This is a genomic window from Streptomyces sp. NPDC001157 (assembly GCF_053598255.1).
Genome location: NZ_JBSFJW010000001.1, coordinates 55,431 through 76,679 on the forward strand (window position 1 = coordinate 55,431; position 21,249 = coordinate 76,679).

Annotated in this window: 17 protein-coding genes; 8 read left to right on the forward strand and 9 right to left on the reverse strand. The window is 69.5% G+C overall.

The genetic code is table 11. The annotated features are described in order from the left end of the window. Positions 1 to 26 precede the first annotated feature (26 nt). The 6 genes from iolC to ACWDAG_RS00325 are packed head-to-tail and all read left to right on the forward strand — an operon-like array spanning position 27 to position 7,062. Positions 27 to 989 carry a 5-dehydro-2-deoxygluconokinase gene (gene iolC / locus ACWDAG_RS00300; protein ID WP_450693330.1) on the forward strand — a complete coding sequence of 321 codons (963 nt, stop codon included), beginning with the start codon at positions 27 to 29 and terminating at the stop codon, positions 987 to 989. Positions 990 to 1,025: 36 nt separating this feature from the next. Then, a complete protein-coding gene (locus tag ACWDAG_RS00305; protein WP_450693331.1) occupies positions 1,026 to 1,904 on the forward strand; it encodes a Cgl0159 family (beta/alpha)8-fold protein in 879 nt (292 codons plus the stop codon). 28 nt (positions 1,905 to 1,932) lie between these two features. Further along, entirely contained in the window at positions 1,933 to 2,847 is a 915-nt protein-coding gene (gene iolB, locus ACWDAG_RS00310) for a 5-deoxy-glucuronate isomerase (RefSeq protein ID WP_450693332.1), read from the forward strand. After that, a complete protein-coding gene (gene iolD, locus ACWDAG_RS00315) occupies positions 2,847 to 4,724 on the forward strand; it encodes a 3D-(3,5/4)-trihydroxycyclohexane-1,2-dione acylhydrolase (decyclizing) (RefSeq protein ID WP_450693333.1) in 1,878 nt (625 codons plus the stop codon). Before iolB ends, iolD begins: the two co-directional genes overlap by 1 nt. A 29-nt stretch (positions 4,725 to 4,753) precedes the next feature. Then, positions 4,754 to 6,247 (forward strand): CoA-acylating methylmalonate-semialdehyde dehydrogenase, encoded by a 1,494-nt coding sequence (locus tag ACWDAG_RS00320; protein WP_450693334.1) that lies wholly within the window; start codon positions 4,754 to 4,756, stop codon positions 6,245 to 6,247. A 32-nt stretch (positions 6,248 to 6,279) separates the two neighbouring features. Then, entirely contained in the window at positions 6,280 to 7,062 is a 783-nt protein-coding gene (locus tag ACWDAG_RS00325) for a GntR family transcriptional regulator (RefSeq protein WP_450693335.1), read from the forward strand. Here the strand turns inward: ACWDAG_RS00325 and ACWDAG_RS00330 are convergent. From ACWDAG_RS00330 to ACWDAG_RS00365, 8 genes are all read right to left on the reverse strand, one after another. Next, the gene (locus ACWDAG_RS00330; RefSeq protein ID WP_450693336.1) at positions 7,052 to 8,056 is read right to left on the reverse strand and encodes an NAD-dependent epimerase/dehydratase family protein; all 1,005 of its coding nucleotides are present in this window, start codon (positions 8,054 to 8,056) and stop codon (positions 7,052 to 7,054) included. The two genes, ACWDAG_RS00325 and ACWDAG_RS00330, sit on opposite strands and share 11 nt — an antisense overlap. Next, on the reverse strand, positions 8,053 to 9,393 hold the full coding sequence (locus ACWDAG_RS00335) for a nucleotide sugar dehydrogenase (protein ID WP_450693337.1): 1,341 nt from the start codon (positions 9,391 to 9,393) through the stop codon (positions 8,053 to 8,055). The genes ACWDAG_RS00330 and ACWDAG_RS00335 overlap by 4 nt, the downstream gene beginning before the upstream one ends. A 19-nt stretch (positions 9,394 to 9,412) precedes the next feature. Further along, positions 9,413 to 10,204 (reverse strand): endo alpha-1,4 polygalactosaminidase, encoded by a 792-nt coding sequence (locus ACWDAG_RS00340; RefSeq protein ID WP_450693338.1) that lies wholly within the window; start codon positions 10,202 to 10,204, stop codon positions 9,413 to 9,415. Between the two features lie 159 nt (positions 10,205 to 10,363). Then, positions 10,364 to 11,278 (reverse strand): NAD-dependent epimerase/dehydratase family protein, encoded by a 915-nt coding sequence (locus tag ACWDAG_RS00345; RefSeq protein ID WP_450693339.1) that lies wholly within the window; start codon positions 11,276 to 11,278, stop codon positions 10,364 to 10,366. Continuing rightward, positions 11,275 to 12,012 carry a nucleotidyltransferase family protein gene (locus ACWDAG_RS00350; protein WP_450693340.1) on the reverse strand — a complete coding sequence of 246 codons (738 nt, stop codon included), beginning with the start codon at positions 12,010 to 12,012 and terminating at the stop codon, positions 11,275 to 11,277. Before ACWDAG_RS00350 ends, ACWDAG_RS00345 begins: the two co-directional genes overlap by 4 nt. A gap of 35 nt (positions 12,013 to 12,047) precedes the next feature. Next, positions 12,048 to 13,466: a hypothetical protein gene (locus tag ACWDAG_RS00355; RefSeq protein WP_450693341.1), complete on the reverse strand. Its 1,419-nt coding sequence runs from the start codon at positions 13,464 to 13,466 to the stop codon at positions 12,048 to 12,050. Beyond that, positions 13,463 to 15,055, reverse strand: coding sequence for a GT4 family glycosyltransferase PelF (gene pelF / locus ACWDAG_RS00360; RefSeq protein ID WP_450693342.1), 1,593 nt, complete (start codon positions 15,053 to 15,055; stop codon positions 13,463 to 13,465). The genes ACWDAG_RS00355 and pelF overlap by 4 nt, the downstream gene beginning before the upstream one ends. Then, complete coding sequence (locus ACWDAG_RS00365) at positions 15,052 to 17,046, reverse strand: Agd3-related carbohydrate deacetylase (RefSeq protein ID WP_450693343.1); 1,995 nt, start codon at positions 17,044 to 17,046, stop codon at positions 15,052 to 15,054. The genes pelF and ACWDAG_RS00365 overlap by 4 nt, the downstream gene beginning before the upstream one ends. 356 nt (positions 17,047 to 17,402) lie before the next feature. Here ACWDAG_RS00365 and ACWDAG_RS00370 point away from each other — a divergent pair, with 356 nt between their 5' ends. Further along, positions 17,403 to 18,131 carry a TetR/AcrR family transcriptional regulator gene (locus ACWDAG_RS00370; RefSeq protein ID WP_450693344.1) on the forward strand — a complete coding sequence of 243 codons (729 nt, stop codon included), beginning with the start codon at positions 17,403 to 17,405 and terminating at the stop codon, positions 18,129 to 18,131. A 203-nt stretch (positions 18,132 to 18,334) separates the two neighbouring features. Further along, positions 18,335 to 19,372, forward strand: coding sequence for a UDP-glucose 4-epimerase GalE (gene galE / locus ACWDAG_RS00375; protein WP_450693923.1), 1,038 nt, complete (start codon positions 18,335 to 18,337; stop codon positions 19,370 to 19,372). Here the strand turns inward: galE and ACWDAG_RS00380 are convergent. Beyond that, positions 19,320 to 21,140: a glycoside hydrolase family 15 protein gene (locus ACWDAG_RS00380; RefSeq protein ID WP_450693345.1), complete on the reverse strand. Its 1,821-nt coding sequence runs from the start codon at positions 21,138 to 21,140 to the stop codon at positions 19,320 to 19,322. The two genes, galE and ACWDAG_RS00380, sit on opposite strands and share 53 nt — an antisense overlap. Positions 21,141 to 21,249 lie beyond the last annotated feature (109 nt).

A 21,249-nucleotide genomic window follows, 5' to 3' on the forward strand; every position in this document is an offset into this window, starting at 1 on the left:
CCAGACCAGCTCGAGGAGCGTCGCACATGGCCGAGTCAGACCAGTCCTTCGACTTGATCACTATGGGCCGTATCGGAGTCGATCTCTACCCGCTGCAGCCGGGGGTTCCCCTGGCCCGGGTCGAGACCTTCGGCAAGTTCCTCGGCGGTTCGGCCGCCAACGTGGCGGTCGCCGCCGCCCGGCTCGGCCGCAACACCGCAGTGATCACCCGCACCGGGGACGACCCCTTCGGCTCCTATCTGCACGAGGCGCTGAAGGAGTTCGGCGTCGACGACCGCTGGGTTACGCCCGTCGCCGCGTACCCGACACCGGTGACCTTCTGCGAGATCTTCCCTCCGGATGACTTCCCTCTGTACTTCTACCGGCAGCCTAAGGCTCCTGACCTGGAGATACATTCCGAGGAGCTGGACTACTTCGCCATCCGGGCGAGCCGGGTCTTCTGGATCACCGGTACCGGCCTGAGCGAGGAGCCCAGCCGCTCCGCCACCCTCGCCGCCCTCAAAGCACGCGACAAGACGGGTACGACGGTCTTCGACCTCGACTGGCGCTCGATGTTCTGGGGTGACCCCGAGGAGGCTCGCCCGTACTACGCGGAGGCGCTGCGGCACGCCACGGTCGCTGTCGGCAACCTCGACGAGTGCGAGGTGGCCACCGGCGTCCGCGAGCCGCGGGCCTGCGCCGAGGCGCTGCTGGAGGCCGGTGTGGAGCTGGCGGTCGTCAAGCAGGGCCCCAAGGGCGTCCTCGCGGTGCACCGCGACGGCACCAGCGCCGAGGTGCCGCCGGTGCCGGTCGAGGTGGCCAACGGTCTCGGCGCCGGCGACGCCTTCGGCGGCTCGCTCGTGCACGGCCTGCTGGCCGGCTGGGAGTTGGCCGAAATCATGCGGTACGCCAACGCGGCCGGCGCCCTCGTCGCCTCCCGTCTCGCCTGTTCCTCCGCGATGCCCACCGAGGCAGAGGTCGAGGACCTCCTCGCGCGGGCCACTGTCTGAACCCCCGCGCGGACCACCCTGAAACGGAGCTTTCCCTTGTCCCTCAGCATCCCGGACCTCGTCTCGGTCAGGGCCCGCCATCCCGAGGCGATCGCCGAGGCGGCCGCCCGGCGCACGCGCCGCCCGCTCATCGGCGACAGCGGCCGCCTGATGATCGTGGCAGCCGACCACCCGGCCCGCGGCGCCCTCGGCGTCGGCGACCGGCGGCTCGCCATGGCAAGCCGCGCCGATCTGCTGGAGCGCCTGTGCGTCGCGCTGTCGCGGCCGGGCGTCGACGGGGTGCTGGCCACCGCCGACATCCTGGAGGACCTCCTCCTGCTCGGGGTGCTGGAGAACAAGGTCGTCATGGGTTCGATGAACCGCGGGGGCCTGGCGGGCGCCGTCTTCGAGATGGACGACCGCTTCACCGGCCACCGCGCCGAGGACATCGCCCGGCTCCGCTTCGACGCGGGCAAGCTGCTGCTGCGTATCGATTACGACGACCCGGGCTCGCTCACCACGCTGGAGTCCACCGCCCGCGCGATCGACGACATGGCTGCACACCGGCTGCCCCTGTTCGTCGAGCCGTTCCTCTCCCGCCGGATCGACGGCAGGGTCAGCAACGACCTGTCCGCCGAGGCCGTCACGAAGTCCATCGCGATCGCCGCGGGCCTCGGCGGCACCTCCGCCTACACCTGGCTGAAGCTGCCCGTCACCGACGACCCGGACGACATGGGCGAGGTTTTGGAGACCTCCACGCTGCCTGCCGTACTGCTCGGCGGCGAGGTCGGCGACGACCAGGACGGCGCGTACGAGAAGTGGCGCAAGGCCCTCAGACTGCCGACCGTGCAGGGCATGGTCGTCGGGCGGTCGCTGCTCTACCCGGCGGAGGGCAGTGTGGAGACGGCGGTCGACACCGCCGTAGGCCTGCTGTGACGTGGCTCGTGATACGGAGGAGTGCCCCATGACCTACCACCTGCCCGCCGGAAAGGCCCTCGGCGGCCCCTACGTCGTGGACGTCACCCCGGAGAAGGCCGGCTGGGGCTACTCCAGCCTGCGCGTGCTGGAGCTCCCGCCGGGCGGCGCGCACACCTTCGACACCGGCGACAGTGAGTGGATCGTGCTGCCTCTCAGCGGCGGCTGCACGGTCGCGGCGGCCGACGACTTCGGCCACGACACCTTCGAACTCACCGGCCGCGACAGCGTGTTCAGCGCCGTCAGCGACTTCGCGTATGTGCCGAGGGACGCCCGTACGACGGTCACGTCCGCCGGTGGCGGACGGTTCGCGCTCACCGGGGCGCGCTGCACCCGGCGGCTGCCCGCCCGCTACGGCCCGGCCTCGTCGGTGCCGGTGGAGCTGCGGGGTACCGGGAACTCCTCCCGCCAGGTCAACAACTTCGGTGCCGCGGCCCGCGCCGGAGGTGCTGATGGACAGGGTTTCGAGTGCGACAAGCTGATCGCGGTCGAGGTGATCACGCCGGGCGGCAACTGGTCGTCGTTCCCGCCGCACAAGCACGACGAGCACCGGCCGGGCGAGGAATCGGTCCTTGAAGAGATCTACTACTTCGAGTTCGCCGCCCACGAAGGCATCCCCGGCCTCGGCTACCAGCGGGTCTCCCCCTCCGGGCAGGGCCGCAACACCGACGTCCTGGCCGAGGTGCGCGGCGGTGACGTCGTGCTGATCCCCGACGGCTGGCACGGACCCTCCATGGCGGTGCCCGGCCACCACATGTACTACCTCAACGTCATGGCGGGCCCCGAGCCCGAGCGTGCCTGGCTGATCTGCGACCACCCCGATCACGCCTGGGTCCGCTCCACCTGGCCCGAGCAGCCCGTCGACCCCCGCCTCCCCCTCTACACGGCCCCGGAGAAGTCCTGATGAGCACCCCCACCCGCCGCCTGACCGTCGCCCAGGCCCTGGTGCAGTTCCTGTCCGTCCAGTACACCGAGCGCGACGGCGTGCGCCGGCGGCTGATCGCGGGCACCTGGGGAATCTTCGGCCATGGCAACGTTGCCGGGATCGGCCAAGCCCTCCTGGAGGCGGGCGAGGGCACGATGCCGTACCACCAGGGCCGCAACGAGCAGGCCATGGTGCACGCCGCCGTCGGCTACGCCCGCCAGCTCGACCGCCTCTCCGCGCAGGCCGTGACGACGTCCATCGGCCCCGGCGCCACCAACCTGGTCACCGGCGCCGCGCTCGCCACCATCAACCGTCTGCCGGTCCTGCTCCTGCCCGGCGACTACTTCGCCACCCGGGTCGCCGACCCGCTGCTGCAGCAGTTGGAGCACCCGACCGAGGCCGATGTGTCGGTCAACGACACCCTGCGCCCGGTGTCGCGCTACTTCGACCGCATCACCCGCCCCGAGGCCCTGATCCCCTCCGCCCTGGGCGCGATGCGGGTCCTCGCCGACCCCGCCGAGACCGGGGCTGTCACCCTGGCCCTCCCGCAGGACGTGCAGGCCGAGGCGTACGACTGGCCGGAGGAGTTCTTCGCCGAGCGCGTGTGGCACGTACGGCGGCCCGCGCCCGATCCGTACGAGATCGCGGAGGCGGTGGCGGCGATCCGCGCGGCCGAGCGTCCGCTGATCGTCGCGGGCGGCGGCATCCACCACAGCCAGGCCGAGGAGGCGCTGAAGGCGCTGGTGGACGCCACCGGTATCCCGGTCGCCTCGACCCAGGCAGGCAAGGGTTCGCTGCGGTACGACCACCCCGCCGACCTCGGCGGCATCGGCCACACCGGCACGGCGGTCTGCGACGACATCGCGCGCACGGCGGACCTGATCATCGGTGTCGGCACCCGCTACACGGACTTCACCACCGCCTCCAACACGCTCTTCCAGCGGCCGGAGGTCCGGTTCGTCAACCTCAACATCGCCGCGTTCGACGCTCACAAGCTGGCGGCGCGGACGGTGGTCTGCGACGCGCGTGCGGGGCTCACAGCGTTGACGGAGGCGCTGTCCGATCACCGTGTGAGCTCGGTTTACGAGGCCGAGTACCGCACCGGCAAGGAACGCTGGGAGCAGGTTGTTGACACCGCTTTCACCGCCGCCGACGAGAACGCCGTACCCACCCAGACCCAGGTGCTCGGCGCCCTGGACGCGGTGGTCGGCGACGAGGACGTGGTGATCAACGCGGCGGGCTCGCTCCCCGGCGACCTGCACAAGCTCTGGCGGGCCCGCAGCCCCCGTCAGTACCACCTGGAGTACGGCTACTCCTGCATGGGCTACGAGATCCCGGCCGGCATCGGCGTCCAGCAGGCCGCCCCCGGCACCCCGGTCTGGTCCCTGGTCGGCGACGGCACCTACCTGATGATGCCGACCGAGATCGTCACCGCCGTCCAGGAGGGCCTGCCCGTCAACCTCGTCCTCATCCAGAACCACGGCTACGCCTCCATCGGCGGCCTCTCCGAGTCGGTCGGCGGCGAGCGCTTCGGCACCGCCTACCGCTACCGGGCCGCCGACGGCACCTTCTCCGGAGCCCCGCTCCCCGTCGACCTGGCCGCCAACGCCGGCAGCCTCGGCATGGACGTCCTGCGCGCCAAGACCGTGCGCGAACTGCGCGAGGCGCTCGCCGCGGCCCGCGCCTCCGACCGCCCGACCTGTGTCTACGTCGAGACCGACACCGCCGGCCCGACCGCTCCCCCGGCCGAGGCTTGGTGGGACGTGCCGGTCGCCGAGACCGCCTCCCGCGAGGCCGCCGTACAGGCCCGCGAGGAGTACGACCGCCAGGTCGCCGGACAGCGCCGCCACCTCTGAACTCCCGTAACTCGAAAGGCCCTTGCACCATGAAGACCATCACCCACTGGATCGACGGCAAGCCCGTCGAGTCCGTCTCCGGCCGCCACGGCGCCGTGTACAACCCGGCGACCGGCGCGCAGGAGAAGCAGGTCGGTTTCGCCACCGTCGACGAGGTGGACGCCGCCGTCGCCTCCGCGAAGGCCGCCTTCGAGACCTGGGGTTCCTCCTCGCTGGCCAAGCGCACCGCGATCCTGTTCAAGTACCGCGAGCTGCTGGACGCCCACCGCGACGAGATCGCCGAGCTGATCACCGCCGAGCACGGCAAGGTGCACTCCGACGCACTCGGCGAGGTCGCGCGCGGCATGGAGATCGTCGAGCTGGCCTGCGGGATCAGCGTGCAGCTGAAGGGCGAGCTGTCCACGCAGGTCTCCACCCGGGTGGACGTGGCCTCGATCCGGCAGCCGCTGGGCGTGGTCGCGGGCATCACGCCGTTCAACTTCCCGGCCATGGTGCCGATGTGGATGTTCCCGCTGGCCATCGCGTGCGGCAACACCTTCGTGCTCAAGCCGAGCGAGAAGGACCCCTCGGCGTCGTACCGGCTCGCCGAGCTGGCCGCCGAGGCGGGCCTGCCCGACGGCGTGCTGAACATCGTGCAGGGCGACAAGGTGGCCGTGGACCGTCTGCTGGAGCACCCGGACGTCGAGGCGGTGTCGTTCGTCGGCTCGACGCCGATCGCCAAGTACATCCAACTCAAGGCGGTCGAGCACGGCAAGCGCGTGCAGGCCCTCGGCGGCGCCAAGAACCACATGCTGGTGCTGCCGGACGCCGACCTGGACTTCGCCGCCGACCAGGCGATCAACGCGGCGTACGGCTCGGCGGGCGAGCGCTGCATGGCCGTGTCCGTCGTGGTCGCGGTCGGCGACACGGGCGACGAGCTGGTCGCCAAGATCGCCGAGCGCGCGAAGAGCCTCAAGATCGGCCCCGGCAACGACCCGACGTCCGAGATGGGCCCGCTGATCACCCGCGAGCACCGCGACAAGGTGGCGTCGTACGTGACGAGCGCCGCCGAGCAGGGCGCGGAGGTCGTGGTCGACGGCACGGGCTACACGGTCGAGGGCCACGAGGACGGCTTCTTCCTCGGCGTATCGCTGCTGGACAAGGTGCCGCTGACGGCGGACGCATACCGGGACGAGATCTTCGGCCCGGTGCTGGCCGTGGTCCGTGCCGAGTCGTACGACGAGGCCATCAAGCTGATCAACGACTCCCGCTGGGGCAACGGCACCGCGATCTTCACCCGGGACGGCGGCGCCGCCCGCCGCTTCCAGCTGGAGGTCAAGGCGGGCATGGTCGGGGTCAACGTGCCGATCCCGGTGCCCGTCGGCTACCACTCCTTCGGCGGCTGGAAGGACTCCCTCTTCGGCGATCTGCACATCTACGGCAACGACGGCATCGCCTTCTACACGCAGGGCAAGGTGATCACCACGCGCTGGCCGGACCCGGCCGACGCGGGCATCAACCTCGGTTTCCCCAGCCACTCCTGACGCCACGTCAGCTTTCAGAGGGAGGTACGCCCATGGCGAAGACCGGCGGCACCGCACGTGCCGCGACGGCCGCTGTCGACTCGCTGGACTTCGCCCTGGACCGGGGCAGTCCGGTGCCGCTGTACTACCAGCTGGCCCAGCAGCTGGAAGCGGCGATCGAGCACGGAGCCCTCGCCCCGGGCAACCTCCTGGGCAACGAGATCGACCTCTCGACGCGCCTGGGTCTGTCCAGACCCACCGTCCGCCAGGCCATCCAGTCCCTGGTCGACAAGGGGCTGCTGGTGCGCCGCAGAGGGGTCGGCACCCAGGTCGTCCACAGCCAGGTCAAGCGTCCCCTGGAGCTCTCCAGCCTCTACGACGACCTGGAGTCGGCCGGGCAGGGCCCCACCACGCAGGTGGTGCGCAACGAGCGCGAGCCTGCGTCCCCGGACGTGGCGGCCGCGCTCGGCATCGCGGAGGGCAGCGAGGTGATCGTCCTGGAGAGGCTGCGCCTCACCCACGGCCAGCCGGTCGCCCTCCTGTGCAACTACCTTCCCGCGACGCTGCTGGAGCTCGACTCCGCCCGCCTTGAGTCGACCGGCCTGTACCGGATGATGCGCACCGCCGGCATCACCCTGCACAGCGCCCACCAGACCATCGGCGCCCGTTCCGCCACGGCGGAGGAGGCCACCCGCCTCGACGAGGAGGAGGGAGCGGCTCTGCTGACCATGCAGCGCACGGCGTACGACGACACCGGGCGACCGGTGGAGTACGGGACGCACATCTACCGGGCCTCGCGGTATGCGTTCGACTTTCAGTTGCTGGTCAGGCCCTGACAGCGCCAGGGGATCGCGCGTCTTGGGGGTGCCGGCCTTCCGTCGGCTGCATGTGCCGGGCGTACCAGTCGACGGTGCGCCGTACACCTTCGTCGAGCGGCACCGCCGGCGCATATCCCGTGAGGGAGCGCAGACGGGTGAGGTCGGGGCAGCGGCGGGCGACCGAGTGGGCGGGGGCGGGCCGGTACTCAAGTGTCGGATGGTGGTCGGTGATGTTCAGGATGAGCTTGATCAGGTCGCCGATGTTGGTCTCCTCCGTGTCGTTGCCGATGTGGACGATCTGGCCTTCGGCGGCCTCCTCGGTCATCAGCCGGTGCACCGCGTCGACGGCGTCGTCGACATGGCAGAACGCCCGGGACTGATCGGCGCCGAACATCGTGAACGGGTCCTCGCGGCGCAGCGCGCGCAGGGCCACCTCCGGGATCACGTGAGCTGCGCCCATCCGAGGGCCGTAGACATTGTGGAATCGTCCGATGACGTAAGGCAGGCCCTTGGCCCGGGCCGTGTGGATGACCGCGGCCTCGCCGAGCATCTTGCTGGTCCCGTAGGCGAAGCGCGGTGCGGAGATGTCCCGCACCATCAGGGGGACGGTCTCCGGGGTGGGTACCGGCACGATGCCGGCGCCGACCCCGTCGGCGTACACCTCGCTCGTGGAGGCGAAGAAGAGCCGCTCGCCCGGCCGCATCCAGTCCAGCGTGTTGAGCAGGGCCAGGGTGTTGATCCGGATGGCCCTGGCAGGATCCTTGTCGACATTACGGACGCCGACGACCGCGGCCAGCATGTAGATCTGGTCCCAGCCGTGCGGGATGTCCCGGTAGCAGGAGGGGGCGGTGAGGTCGGCGTGCAGCACCTCGGCGTCGACGGACGCCAGTTCGGGGTCGTCGCGCCCACGCGAGAAGTCGTCCACGATCGTCACCGCGTGCCCCTCGGCCAGCAGTCTCCGCGTCAGGTGCAGCCCGATGAAACCCGCACCGCCCAGTATCAGCGTCCTCATGTCGTCACCGCCGGGGCCGGAGGGACCGTGGCCGCGGGCCGGTAGCCGAGGCCGGCATAGCGCACACCTCTGGCGGTGATCTCGGCGGCGTCGAGGATTCGCCACGAGTCGAAGACCAGCTTTACGCGGGAACCGTCCAGTGCGGGGCCCACATCGAGGGTGCGGTAGTCGGGGTGGTCGGTGATGACGAGCACCGCGTCCGCGTCCTGGAACCCGGTGTGGAGGTCGACGGGCTCGCCGCCGTATGCGCGGATCACGTCGGCACCCACCAGGGGGTCGTGGCCGAGGATCCGCAGCCCGGCGGCCGCGAAGACGGGCATCATCACCGCGATCGGAGTGCCCCGCATGTCGTCGGTGGGGGGCCATCCCTTGTACGCCCAGCCCAGCACGGCCAGGGTCGTTCCGCCCGTCTCACGCATCATCTCGACGACTTCGCGCGCGACATGGACCGGGAGATCCTCGTTCAGCCTTCTGGCCGCACCGACCAACTGCGGTACGTACCCGACGCGTTCGGCGGCGGAGGACATGATGTAGGGATCCTTCGACAGACAGCCGCCGCCCACGTACCCGGGCTTGTGGATGTCCGGTCGCGGATAGTCCAGGTTCGCCGCCCTGATCACTTCGAGCGGGTCGAGGCCGAACCGTTCGGTGAGTTCGGCCACCTCGTTGCCGAACGCGAAGATCACGTCGGTGTGGCAGTTGTTCGTGAGCTTGACCAACTCGGCGGCTTCGAGGCTGGAGACAGGGACGACCTGGGTGGCGAGGCCGCCGAACAGGTCGAGACCGAGGCGCAGGCTGTCCTCGTCGAGCCCGCCCACGACCTGCGGCAGTTCGAGCAGTTCCCGCAGGGCCCGCCCTTGGACGGTCCGTTCCGGTGCCATCACCAGCCGGGCCCGGCCCCAGGCGTTGATCAGTTGCGGGAGAACCACCGCACGGCTCGTGCCGACCGGCACGGTGCTGCGTACGACCACGAGGGTGTCGGGCGTGCAGCGCTCGGCCACCTGCTCGGCGGCCGCGGCCAGGTTCTTGAGGAACGGCCGGCGTGTGACCTCGTCGACGGGGGTGGACACGCTGATGATGGCCGCGTCGACGGGCTCGTCGGGCAGCTCGGAGGCAATGAAGATGTTCTTCCCGACAAGTTCGGCGAAAGTGTCGTCGACGCCCGGTTCGTAGACATGCGCCCGGCCCTGCCCCAGGGTTTCGACCACCGAGGGCTGGACGTCGACTCCGTGGATCTCATAGCCCTTGCGGGCCATTGCCGCGGCCAGGGTCAGGCCTACATAGCCCATGCCGATGATGCCGACCCGGTGGAATTCCCGAGCTTTTGTTTCCTTCATGAGCGGACCTTCCCTTCTTTCATGGACACGGCGGAAGGACCGCATCCAGGTCGCGCACCGTCACATAGCCGACGAAGTGTTCCTTCCGGTAGTTGCGGCAGGCGGTGGCGATGTTCTCGGGGCGCTTTGCATAGTCGACTGCGAACACAATTTTTCCGGCCCTCCGCAGCGCGCGGGTGGCTTGCAGTTTCGGCGCGCAGAAGTCTTCGGTGCACGGCACGTCGGTGGCCTGGAAGAACAGTCCTTCCACGCCGATACCGTCGATGGCACTGCGGTAACCCGGGTAGTGCTGCAGTTCCGGGGCGTTCAGCGGGAAGACCCAGAATCCGGGTTTGGCTGCTTTGCCGTACCTGCTGATGCGCCTGATCAGGTCGACCATTTTCACGGCCAGGTCCTCGCGGCTCTCGCCGGGCACCCAGGCCGGGTTGATCTCGTCATAGGCCACCACGGTGTCGAGGAACACGCCGTCGAACCCGGCAGCGATCGCCCGGTCCACACGCGGCTTGATCGCCTCCTGCCACCATCGCTGGTCCCAGTACTTCACAAAGTACTCGCCGGGCCAGTCCGACCATTCGCGGATCATGAGATCGGGGTTTCTCTTCGTGAAGCTGGGAAAATCCGGCCGGAACCATTCGAGGGAGCCGATCTCGAAGTAGGCGAGAACTCTTTTCCCGGACTGCTTCAGTCGGCTGATCTCGTCGGCCGTGAAATATGACCCCCCTGCGTCTCGGGCCAGGTCGATGACGGCCAGTTGGTACGGCCCGCGGGCCAGCTCGTCGAGGTCCCCGTTCTTGTATCCCTGAAGCTGCACGACCCCCTTGGTGATGTCGTCAGGGTTGTTGGGAGGGGGTGTACCGGCGCGTGTGCGGGGCAGTTGATTCGTACCGTGAGCCGTGAAGCAGCCCGCGCACATGACGATGCAGCATGTGAGGAGAATTGCTCTCAGGATCCGCTGCGATTTCACGGGGACTCAGCCTTCCCAGCTTGCCCTGACCGATGATTCGAGGTCGCGGATGGGCTTCCAGCCGAGCGCGTCGCGGATCCTGGTCACGTCGGCGGCGACCCACTGGACCTGGCGCGAACGTGCCGGCGCCCCCGCGGACTCGTGCACATGCCCGGTGAACCCCGCTGTCCTGGCGAGCAGCGCGACCGCGTCCCGTGCCCGGACAGCGGTGCCGCTGCCGACGTTGAACACGGGCTGGGGCAGATGATCGGCCAGCGCCGCCGCACCGATCGCCGCTGCGACGTCCCGCACATCGACGAAGTCCCGATACGCGTCCAGGGGTCCGAGCGTGATGTCGTCCGCGCCGTTCCTGAACGCCGACCGAATGCCCTGCGCCGCCCGGCCGAGCAGGTTCTCGGGCGGCAGTCCGGGGCCGAGCGGGTTGAACACCCGCAGCGACACGGCGTCGAGGGCCCCCTCGCCCGCGGCGAGTTCGATCAGCCGGGTGCTCGCCAACCGTGTCACCCCGTACGCGCTCACAGGTCGGCAAGGATCGTCCTCGGCCACCGGCCTGCCGGGGGTGACTTCGCCGTATTCGGCCGCCGAACCGAGCACCACCAGCCTCGCGTCCGGGACGGCCGTCTTCATCGCCTCCAGCAGACGAGCGGTGACCAGGGCGTTCGCCTCCATCAAGGCGACCGTGTCGCCGGACAGCCGACCTGCGCAGTTGATGACGGCATCGGGGCCGACCCGCTGCAGCAGCCCGGCGAGTTCGTCGGCGGACCCTGCGACCAGGTCGTGCCGGACCCAGCCGGAGTCGTCCGGCAACTGCCGCCGGCTCGCCCTGATGAGTGCGCCGACGCGCGCGTCATGGGCGAGGAACTCCGCTGCCGAGCGGCCGAGGAAACCTGACGCACCGAACAGCAGCACCGTCGCGGTCATGCGACCACTTCCTCGGCGGCCGGGATGGCCGGCAGCAGGGTGGAGCGCATTTCCTGGAAGCTGCGGTTGGCCGCCTCGTAGTCGTCCGGGCAGCCGATGTCCATCCAGAAGCCGTCGAAGTCGTAGACCCTCGGCTTCTCGTCACAGGCCAGCAGGTCGAGCACCAGTTGGTCGAAGCCGAGAGGCGTGTTCTTCGGATAGCGGGCGAGCGTCCTGCCGGAAATGGCATACACACCCATGCTGACTCCGTAGGACAGCGTCGGCTTCTCGCTGAACCGGACGAGGCGGTCGCCTATCGTCTCCAGCGTGCCGAAGTCGATCTTGACCTTGCGCTGATAGCTGGCGATGGTCAGGGGCGCCCCCGACCTCTCGTGGTCCCGCAGGAGTGAGGCGTAATCGAGGTCGGTGAGAATGTCGCCGTTCATCACCAGAAAGTGCTCGGGCAACCGGTCGAGGAAATTGAACAGCGGCCCGATGGTGGACAGCGGCTGGTCCTCTTCCGCGTAGTCGGCCGTTATGCCCCAGCGCGCTCCGTCGCCGACGAATGCGCGGATCAGTGAACTGAGGTGCCCCACCGCGAGCGTCACCCGTCGAAAACCCTGGGCCCTGAGCTGCTGCAGGATGATGTCGATGATGGCGTATTCTCCACCGATCGGCATCAGCGGCTTCGGGAGTGTGGTCGTGTAGGGCCTGAGGCGCACCCCACGGCCCCCTGCGAGGATCGCGACATGCATGACATGACCTCCTTGGAAATGAAGTCGGCTTCGGGTCACCTGTAGTGATGGACATCTCCGATGTTCAGCCGCAGAGCCAGCAGCAGCAGTGCGAGCAGAACGGCACAGCTCGCCACGAAGATCGGCACCTCCCCATAGGGCGCGAAATAATGGGACAGCGAAATCGACGCGGCGATGTTCAGCACCAGCACCGTGCCCGTGATTTCCAGAATCGAGCGGAAGTGGCCGTGATTGGTCGCGATGAAACCCACGAAATAGGCTGCGCCGAGCATCAGATACGCACCGAGGAGCAGCACGCCTCGCGGGGTGAGATGACCGCTCATGGAAAGGGAGACGAGCAAAAGGGTTCCGAGGGATGCCACGACCAGAACGCACAGCGCCATTTCGCGCAGCAGCAGGTGCCACACACGGCGCTGGAAGTCAGTGGTCGTGCGAGCCCGGTGCGCCAGCTCGACGGCCTCGATGTTGAACCTGTGCGTGCGCCATTCCACGGTTCCCATGCCCAGCACCAGCGGACCCATCGCGAGGGCGAGGTCCAGCGGCGCCGTCACGAAGGGGACGGTGTTGTACAGCAGGAACGTCGCGGACAGCATCGCGTAGCCGATGGAGGGCAGGACGGAGAACAGCGCGGGCGCAAAGGGGGCGGGTTGTGCCCGGTCGCGCGGTTGCCTCTCCGGGCCGGTGGCCCACCATGCCACTCCCGCCGTCAGCACGCACGAGCCGATGCCGGTGATCAGCACGGGTGCCGCACGGCCGGCGTCGTACCCGTGGGCGAGATAGCTCCCGCCCGCGACGAACAGGGGCAGCGCGATCACTGCGAGGCGCCACTCCATGCGGTAGAAGACCAGCACGCCGGAGGTGAGCTGGAAACTCATCTGCAGTACGACGAAGGCGACCAGTCCTGCCTGCCCCTCGCCGGTGGCCGCGAGCACCGTGGCGTCCGCCATCGCCATCCCCAGTCCGATGACACCCAGCCAGCGCCACAGCCGCGCGGCCGACTGCGGGTATCCCCGCCCGAGCAACTGGTAGGCGGCGACACTCGTGCCCATGCCCCAGATCCAGCCGAGGGAGGTGGCCATCAGCATGCCGCGCACCAGCGCAGGCTCACCGATGGCGACGAGGAGCGCCGGATACACCGCGCCGGGAGCCGCGTAGAGCAGGCCGTGCGTCAGCAGCACGAGCCGTCGCGGCTGATGCGCGGACGGTTCGCCGAGGGACGTGCGAGCGGGGGCGGGCAGGCGCCGGAACAGCTCGCCTGCCAGCGCGAAGACGTCGTCGCAGCCGTACTTGTCGTGGGCGTCCTGGTCGGTCAGGCCCTGGCGTTCGAGCAGGGTGGCCGTGTGGAGTTCGTCGACCACGACCGGCGGCATCGGATCCAGCGTCGCCGTCAGCTGCCCGACCGGGTCGGCTGCACCCGACCCACCGGGGTTCACATGTCCATTGACCCGCCTCATGGGATCGCCACCCTCTCCGGGTCCGCAACACGACGGATTTCGGGCCGGGGCTCTGGCACCAGGTCGTCGTACATCCGGCGGTAGCCGTCGTTCCACTGCGCCAGCGTGAACTTCTCCAGCACCCGTTCCCGTGCCGCGGTGCCGAGACGGCGCCGCAGTGCGGGGTCGCGGAGCAGCCGCACGCAGGCCGCTGCCACGGCGGCCTGGTCACCGGGCGGCACGAGGATCCCCGCATCGCCGACCGCCTCCGCAACACCGCCGACGCTGGTGCAGACCTGCGGGCGTCCGGTGGACATCGACTCCACGACCGTGTACGGGAATCCCTCCGACACACTGGTCAGCACGGTCAGATGGCCGGCCTGGTAGGCATCCACCTGGCGGGGCACCCTGCCCTCGAACACGGCGGCGTCCGACAGTCCCAGCTCCTGGACCAGCGCCACACAGCTCGCGTGGTAGTTCTTGTTCTCCCTCGGGACCGGGCCGAAGATACGCAGTCGGGCTTCGGGGACCTCGCGCCGTACAAGGGCGAACGCCCTGATCAGCGTGTGCAGGTCCTTCAACGGGTCGATCCGCCCCACGAACACGATGGTCGGTACGTCCGGCTCCCCCTCGGCCACCGGATAGTCGGCCGGGTCGATGCCGTTGTACATGGTCCGGATGCGGGCCGGGTCGGCTCCGCCGTACAACTGCCAGCGCCGGTTGTACTGGGAGTGGGGGGCCAGGACGTCGACGGCGCGGTAGGCCGCCACCGTCATCGCGCGGCAGAAGCGGAGCATGAGAGCCTGGCCGGCGTTCGGATGCGGGTCGCGGAGTATCTCCATGCACCGCTCCCGCAGATAGACGCCGTGCTCGGACATCACGATCGGTGTGCCGTACGCCCATTTGCTGGTCAGGCCGACGAGGACACTGGAGCCGCACATCGCGGTGTGGCACACGTCCGCGGGGATCGGGGGCCGGGAGAGCGGACGCAGCGCGTGTTCCATGAGGTCGGCCGCGGTGAACGCGTCGTACAGGGAGAGCGGCCCGCCGTGGCCGACCTCGTCGGCCGGAGCGTCGCCGTTGGCCTCCTGCCAGGCCCGCGCCATCCGGTCCAGCGCGTCGTTGGAGACGAACACCGTCCGGACATCGCCGACTTGGGCGTAGTCGTACAGGGTCCGCGCCATGAACAGAAACGATTCCGCGACCTGCCGGTCGTGGTCCGGGTCCTGCAGCGGGGGACGCATCAGGATCCGCAGGAAGTTCTCGTGGGCCGCGACGACCGAGTCCGGGGGCCGGCCGCGGGAGGGCTTCGGCGGGGCCCACATCGGCAGGTTGACGACCTCGGTGAGGTTGTCGGGAACGGGCCAGACGATGGGTTCGGTGCCGTCCACGGTGAGCGCCACGACGGTGAACGAATTCTGCGGCATGCCCCGGATGATCTGGTCGCACCACAGGCTCACCCCGCCGGGGTGGTAGGGGTAGGTGCCCTCGGCGACCAGCAGAACGCGCAGCGACCGGCCCGCGCGGTCGGGCACCAGGTCGGCGAATCGAGGGCTGCCGTCCCGCTCGGGGTGGCCCTCGCCTTGATTCACCCGTACCGGAATGGTCATCGCGGCCTCGCAGTGAGGGTGACGGTGTCGCCGCTGCTCAGACCGAGCCGGGAGACCGGGTCGGAGCCGTAGCGCTCGGCCTCATCCGGACCGTGCTGGTCGGAATCGGTCGCGGGCCTGGTCGCGACGCCGGTGATGAACAGCGAACCGTGGGCGGTCGGGGTGTAGGTGATGGCGTTCGTGACCCGGTTCCATACGGCGTCCTCATGGCTCTTGAGCTCGGCGAAATGACTGGTGCGCGCTTCCACGTAGTGCGCGAGAGTGAGCCAGTCGGGATTCTTCAGCGGAACGCTGAAGTACGTGCTGTACCTGGCCAGCAGGGCGTGCAGCCAGTCGAACACGAGACACCTGCCGGGCGCGTACTGATGGGCGTTGCTCTGGTGCAGGGTGTGCGCGTAGACGGAACCGGTCATCAAATGCACCAGCGCCAGATCGGCTTCGTGATCGATGGTCCTCCTGTAATAGGCGGCCGTGTCCTTCTTGTCGACCGGATGGTCGTAGTACCGCGCCACCTGCTCATGCGGATTGATCGCCTCGAAGGCAATGGCGACCGGCCAGTCCGGCACCACCATCAGGTCCCGCTGCAGAGGGTGGTGGATACCGCAGTTGAAGCAGTCGGCGCTGAGGCTGGGGAAGGACATGTTGCCGTGCAGGTACTTGACGCCGAGATCACTCGCCGCCCGGAGCAGGTCTTTGTTGGATGCCCTGAGACCGTGGTCGACCGGCTCGGCGAGTGTGTGGGCCTGGGGGGCGTACACGCCGAGCCCCGAGTACTCCGGGGTCTTGAGCACCGCCGCGGGAACCGGAAGGCCGATCAGGGCCGCCTGGGCGAGGTTGTCCTTGATCTCGTGGTAATTGCGGTCGTACGGGGTGGTGTTCATCTGGGGATGGGTCAACGTGTGGCTGATCCAACGGAATTGATCCATGAGGCAACGGGTGTAGCTCGTCAGGGTGTCCGGTGTCTTCCCCGGATGGCACATCGCCGGCGCCGCGGGGTTCAGCAGGCTGCCGTTGAAGGCGAGGTTGAGCTTGAAATCCCCGACGAGTGGATAGCGGCGCCTGAACGCGGCCTGCTCCCGGCTGAATGCCAGTGCTTCCGGGCCCGTCAGGCGGAACGACTTGCCCGGCACATGGGGCGGCCCGTGCTCCGTGGTGAGGAACCAGTCGTCGATGTCGACGTTGAGCCAGTGTCGCTGCTCGCCGAGGAAGACGCCTCTCGTGGCCCACCGCACCAGCCCGAAGCCGAGCAGGTCACCCATGAGGTCATCGCGTGTGACGGAGAATCCCACGCCGAGCTCCTCCCGGCCGTCCTTGTCGGTGCGGAGCGCGCCGACGACCGATGAGCCGAGGGTCAGGATCGGTTGTGTGTGACAGCCCGCCTTGAGTGCCGAGCGGTACACGTAGCTCAGCGTCAGCGGCATGCGTATGTCCGGCGCGAGGTAGTCGAAGATCTTCCGGCCGCTGGCCGTGAGCGCCACGTGGGCCGGCTCGGTGCCCACCGGCCCCTCGGATTCGGCACGCAGGCAGGGGAAGCCGGCTGCGGAGGTGCTCAGCGAGACCTGCCGCACCTTGTAGGTGCGCTCGTAGTCGAACAGGGCGCCCCACTCGGTGTTGCTGACGGTGCTCGCGCCCGAGTCACCGCTCAGCGTGTGGTCGGTCAGCAGGATGGCGTCGTACCTGCCGGTGCCGTCCGGGCGTACCAGCCTGGCCGCATCGAGCCGCTCGCTCTTCGTCAGCAGGACGTCGTAGGGCGTGCCGATGCGGTCCAGGATCTGTCGCCATGCCGGCAGGCCGAAGTCCCGGGCATCGGTTGCGATGATCAGCTGCCGCATCGCGACCCGGTCGCCCGGCTTGGCCGGGGTCTGCGCGGGCGCGTCGGCGCGCACCGGCACGAGTTGCTTGCGCGGCACCGGCGGCGCGGGCGGAGTCGCACCTGTGCCCGGGATCGCCGGGAGACCCGAGGCCGCCTGTCCGACGTGTGCCCGGGGCACCACCGCGAGCGTGATGACCAAAGGGATGACACCCACCGCGAGGGCCAAGAGGACCAGCGGACCGCGAGGCTTCCTGATAAGGGCGCTCAACTTCATCGGACATCCTCGAGCGACTTGTTCATGCGGTCACGGTGTGGCCTGCGCCGGAGCTCGTCTCCTAACCAGTAAACTTACGTCGTATACGTCCACTTTGCCCCTGTAGGCCCGAATGGTCAAGGCGAGAAGCAGGGAGAGGGGAGGACTTGAGATGGTTTTCTGGTATATTTACGATGTAAACGTACAACCTACAGTGAAAGGTACATGCCGTCAAGGCGAAGGCTCTGCACCAGGGCGCTCGCCGCTGGAGGAGGCCCCGAATGGCGAATGGCTCAGGGGTCGGCCCGGCCCGCCGTGCCGGCGACCACGGGCGCCTCGGCGGGCTCAGCCATGAGCGCGTACGGACCGCCGCGCTGGACCTGGTCGACCGCGAGGGCCTCCCGTCGCTGAGCATGCGCCGCCTCGGCACCGAGCTCGGTGTGGAGGCGATGTCGCTCTACCGGTACGCCCCGAGCAAGGAAGCCCTGCTGGACGGCCTGGTCGATGCCCTGTATCGCGAACTCGAGGAACGCCTGATCACCGAGGACTGCCCCGGCGCGACGGCCGGCACGCCCGCCTGGCGTGCCGAACTCCACCGGATCGCCCGCGCGACGTACGACATCTGCCTCGCCCACCCCCATGCCGTCCCCCTGCTCGCCACGCGCGTGCCGGCGGCCCCGCCGGCCTGGCAGCCGACCGCCGTCCTGCGGGACCACGAAAGGGTTCTCCGGCTGCTCCGCGACGCCGGGCTCGACGACGTCCGCAGCGCCATCGCCTTCCAGGCGATCACCGCCTGGCTCCTCGGCTATGTGTCCGTGGAGCTGCGGCCCACGGTGGACGACCCCGACGAGCCGGATCCGGCATTCCGCCTCGGACTGCACCGCTTGTCGGCCCAGGAGACGCCTACGCTCCGCGAGACCGCCACCGCACTGGCCGAACGGGTCGGACCCGACGGACTGGCCGCCGGGCTGGACGCCCTGCTCGACCGGTTCACGCGCGAGCACCCTTAAGTGCGCATGAGTGTCACCTGCGCGGCCTCCGTCTTGACGCGCGCCCACAAAAGAGCGACAGTCGTATATATACGGCGTAAACGTACTTCGTCGGTCGCAGTCGGGAGCCTGGTGCCATGACGCGGAGCGAGCCGGTCCCAGCGGTGCCGTCCCCCGGGGAGCGGACGCCGGTGGACCACCCGCCCCCCGGCCCCCCGTCGACGATCCTGGTGACCGGCGGAGCCGGTTTCATCGGCAGCCACGCCTGCGTCGAACTGCTCGACCACGGCTACGAGGTGATCGTGGTCGACGACTACTCCAACAGCACCCCGCATGTCCTCCCCCGCGTGGAACGCATCGCCGGCCGCTTCGTGGGCGCCGTCTACGAGCTGGACATCCGCGACCGGTGGGCCCTGTCCGCCGTCTTCGACCGACACCCCGTGGACGCCGTGATGCACTGCGCCGGCGTCAAGGCCACGGGGCCTTCGACCCGGATACCCGTCGAGTACTACGACACGAACGTCGGCGGCACGACGGCCCTGCTGCGCACCATGCACGACCACGGGGTCCACCAGCTCGTCTACTCGTCCAGCTGCTCGATCTACGGCGATGCCGGACCCGGGCCGCTCGACGAGCACACCCCCGCCCGGCCTGCCAATCCGTACGCGGCTTCCAAGTGGCTGTGCGAGCAGATCCTCGCCGACGTCTGCCGCCGGCACCCCGAGTACTCCGTGCTGTGCCTGCGCTACAGCAACCCGGCCGGCGCGCACCCCAGCGGACTGCTCGGCGAGGATCCCCCCGGCGACCCCGACAACCTGATGCCCTGTCTCGCACAGGTGGCCATCGGCCGCCAGGAACGCCTCCGCATCCACGGCGGGGACTACCCCACGGACGACGGCACCGCGGTCCGGGACTACCTCCATGTCGTGGACACGGCCGAGGCGCACCGCGTCGCGCTCGACCACTTCCGCGACGCGCCGGGCCTGCACGTGTACAACCTGGGTGTCGGCCGGGGCAGTTCGGTCCTGGCGGTCGTCGCCACGTTCTCCGAGGTGAGCGGCAGGACGATTCCGTACGACATCGTGCCCCGCCGTCCGGGCGACGTGGCCGAACTCGTCGCCGACGCGAGCGCCGTGGCACGTGACTGGGGCTGGCGGCCCACCCGGGGCCTCGTGGACATGTGCCGGGACGCGTGGCGGTTCCAGCAGCTCAACCCGGACGGTTACGCCGGCGTCGCGCGGCGCCCGAACCCGAAGCGCTGAGCGAGAACGCCGTCTCCACCAGGGCGATGTGGCTGAACGCCTGTGGGGCGTTGCCCAGTTGGCGGCCGGCGTCCGGATCCCACTGTTCCGAGAGCAGGCCGACCTCGTTGCGGACGGCGAGCACGCGCTCGAACATCTCCCGGGCCTGTGCCGCGTGGCCGGTCGCGGCGAGCGCGTCGGCGTACCAGAAGGAGCACGCCACGAACGTGCCTTCCGAGCCCGGCACGCCGTCCCCGGGAGCACCACGGCGGTTCGTCGCGTACCGCCGCACAAAGCCGCCGTGGCTCAGTTTCCGCATGGCCCGGACGGTTCCGCGCACCCGCTCGTCCCGGGCCGGCAGGAAGCCGAGCCGGGGCATCAGCAGGGCCGAGGCATCCAGGGCCGAGGAGCCGTAGGACTGCACGAAGGTCTGCTGCCGCGCGTCCCATCCCTCCAGGCACACCTGCCGGTGCACCTCGTCGCGCATGGCGCGCCACTCCCCCGAGGAGCCGTTGCGGCCGAGCAGTTCTCCCATGCGCAGGGCGCGGTCGGCCGCCACCCAGGCCATGACCTTGGAGTGGACGAACTGCCGACCGGGCCCACGCACCTGCCACAGCCCCTGGTCCGGCTCCCGCCAGTGGCGCTGCAGATAGCCCATCATCGCCTCCACCAGGCTCCACACATGGGCAGGCATGGGGATCCCGGCCCGCAGCGACAGGCAGAGGGCGTCCAGGACCTCGCCGTAGACGTCCAGCTGGAACTGGTTCATCGCGGAGTTGCCGAACCGGACGGGCCGCGACCCCTCGAAGCCGGGCAGCCACGGTGCCTCGGTCTCCGGCAGCAGGCGCTGTCCGCCGACGCCGTACACGGTCTGCAGGTCGGCGGGGTCCCCCGCGATGGCCCGGACCAGCCAGTCCAGCCAGGCCACCGCCTCGTCGCGGTAGCCGCTGCGCAGCAGACAGGACAGGGTCAGGGTGGAATCGCGCAGCCAGCAGTAGCGGTGGTCCCAGTTGCGCTCGCCGCCGATGCAGCCGGGCAGGGACGTCGTCGGCGCGGCGACGATGCCGCCGGTGGGTGCGTAGGTGAGCGCCTTCAGCGTGATCAGGGAGCGGACCACGGCGTCCCGCCACGGTCCGGTGTAGCGGCACTGGGCGCTCCAGCGCCGCCAGAAGTCGGCGGTCTCCTTCAGCAGCGTCTCGGCCGGGACGCTCAGGGGCGCGGGTGTCTCGGGCAGGTGCGACGGCGACCATACGAGCGTCAGTGCCAGGCGGCGTCCGGCCGCGACGGTGAAGTCGTGGACCATGGAGTCCTCGCGGTCGAGCGTTCGTACGGGACCGTCGGCGTCCAGCCAGACGGCGTCCGGGCCGGCGACCGCCACCGCGCACTGGTCGACGGCCCGGATCCAGGGCACCACCCGGCCCTGGTGGAAGCGCAGCCGCAGCTCGCTGCGCATGGAAACGGTGCCGGACAGGCCCTCCACCACCCTGACGATGCAGGGCAGTTGAGCGCGGGGCGGCATGAAGTCGGTGACCCGCACGGTTCCCGTCGGGGTCTGCCACCGGGTGTCCAGGACCAGGGTGTCCGGCCGGTAGACCCGCTGGGTGCAGTGCCCCTGAGCGACGGGGGCGACCCGCCAGAAGCCGTTGTCCTCCGTGCCCAGCAGCGCGGCCAGACAGGCCGGCGAGTCGAAGCGGGGCAGACACAGCCAGTCGACGGATCCGTCCCTGCCGACCATGGCAGCGGTCTCCAGGTCGCTGATGAGGGCGTAGTCCTCGACGGGAGCACTCATGATCGCCAGTCACTCGGTAGTCGGGCAGCCAGGAGCAGTGCGTCGAGCCGCATCCTCGGTCACCGCTGCGGATATTTCGTATATTTACGATGTATACGTACATCTTCGC

Bases quoted from the DNA above. Each gene is read 5' to 3' on its own strand.
- ACWDAG_RS00320 (WP_450693334.1), top strand. From the start codon at position 4,754: ATGAAGACCATCACCCACTGGATCGACGGCAAGCCCGTCGAGTCCGTC.
- ACWDAG_RS00370 (WP_450693344.1), top strand. From the start codon at position 17,403: ATGGCGAATGGCTCAGGGGTCGGCCCGGCCCGCCGTGCCGGCGACCAC.
- ACWDAG_RS00345 (WP_450693339.1), bottom strand. From the start codon at position 11,278: ATGACCGCGACGGTGCTGCTGTTCGGTGCGTCAGGTTTCCTCGGCCGC.
- iolD (WP_450693333.1), top strand. From the start codon at position 2,847: ATGAGCACCCCCACCCGCCGCCTGACCGTCGCCCAGGCCCTGGTGCAG.
- ACWDAG_RS00335 (WP_450693337.1), bottom strand. From the start codon at position 9,393: ATGAAGGAAACAAAAGCTCGGGAATTCCACCGGGTCGGCATCATCGGC.
- ACWDAG_RS00350 (WP_450693340.1), bottom strand. From the start codon at position 12,012: ATGCATGTCGCGATCCTCGCAGGGGGCCGTGGGGTGCGCCTCAGGCCC.
- iolC (WP_450693330.1), top strand. From the start codon at position 27: ATGGCCGAGTCAGACCAGTCCTTCGACTTGATCACTATGGGCCGTATC.
- ACWDAG_RS00330 (WP_450693336.1), bottom strand. From the start codon at position 8,056: ATGAGGACGCTGATACTGGGCGGTGCGGGTTTCATCGGGCTGCACCTG.
- iolB (WP_450693332.1), top strand. From the start codon at position 1,933: ATGACCTACCACCTGCCCGCCGGAAAGGCCCTCGGCGGCCCCTACGTC.
- ACWDAG_RS00325 (WP_450693335.1), top strand. From the start codon at position 6,280: ATGGCGAAGACCGGCGGCACCGCACGTGCCGCGACGGCCGCTGTCGAC.
- ACWDAG_RS00355 (WP_450693341.1), bottom strand. From the start codon at position 13,466: ATGAGGCGGGTCAATGGACATGTGAACCCCGGTGGGTCGGGTGCAGCC.
- ACWDAG_RS00380 (WP_450693345.1), bottom strand. From the start codon at position 21,140: ATGAGTGCTCCCGTCGAGGACTACGCCCTCATCAGCGACCTGGAGACC.
- pelF (WP_450693342.1), bottom strand. From the start codon at position 15,055: ATGACCATTCCGGTACGGGTGAATCAAGGCGAGGGCCACCCCGAGCGG.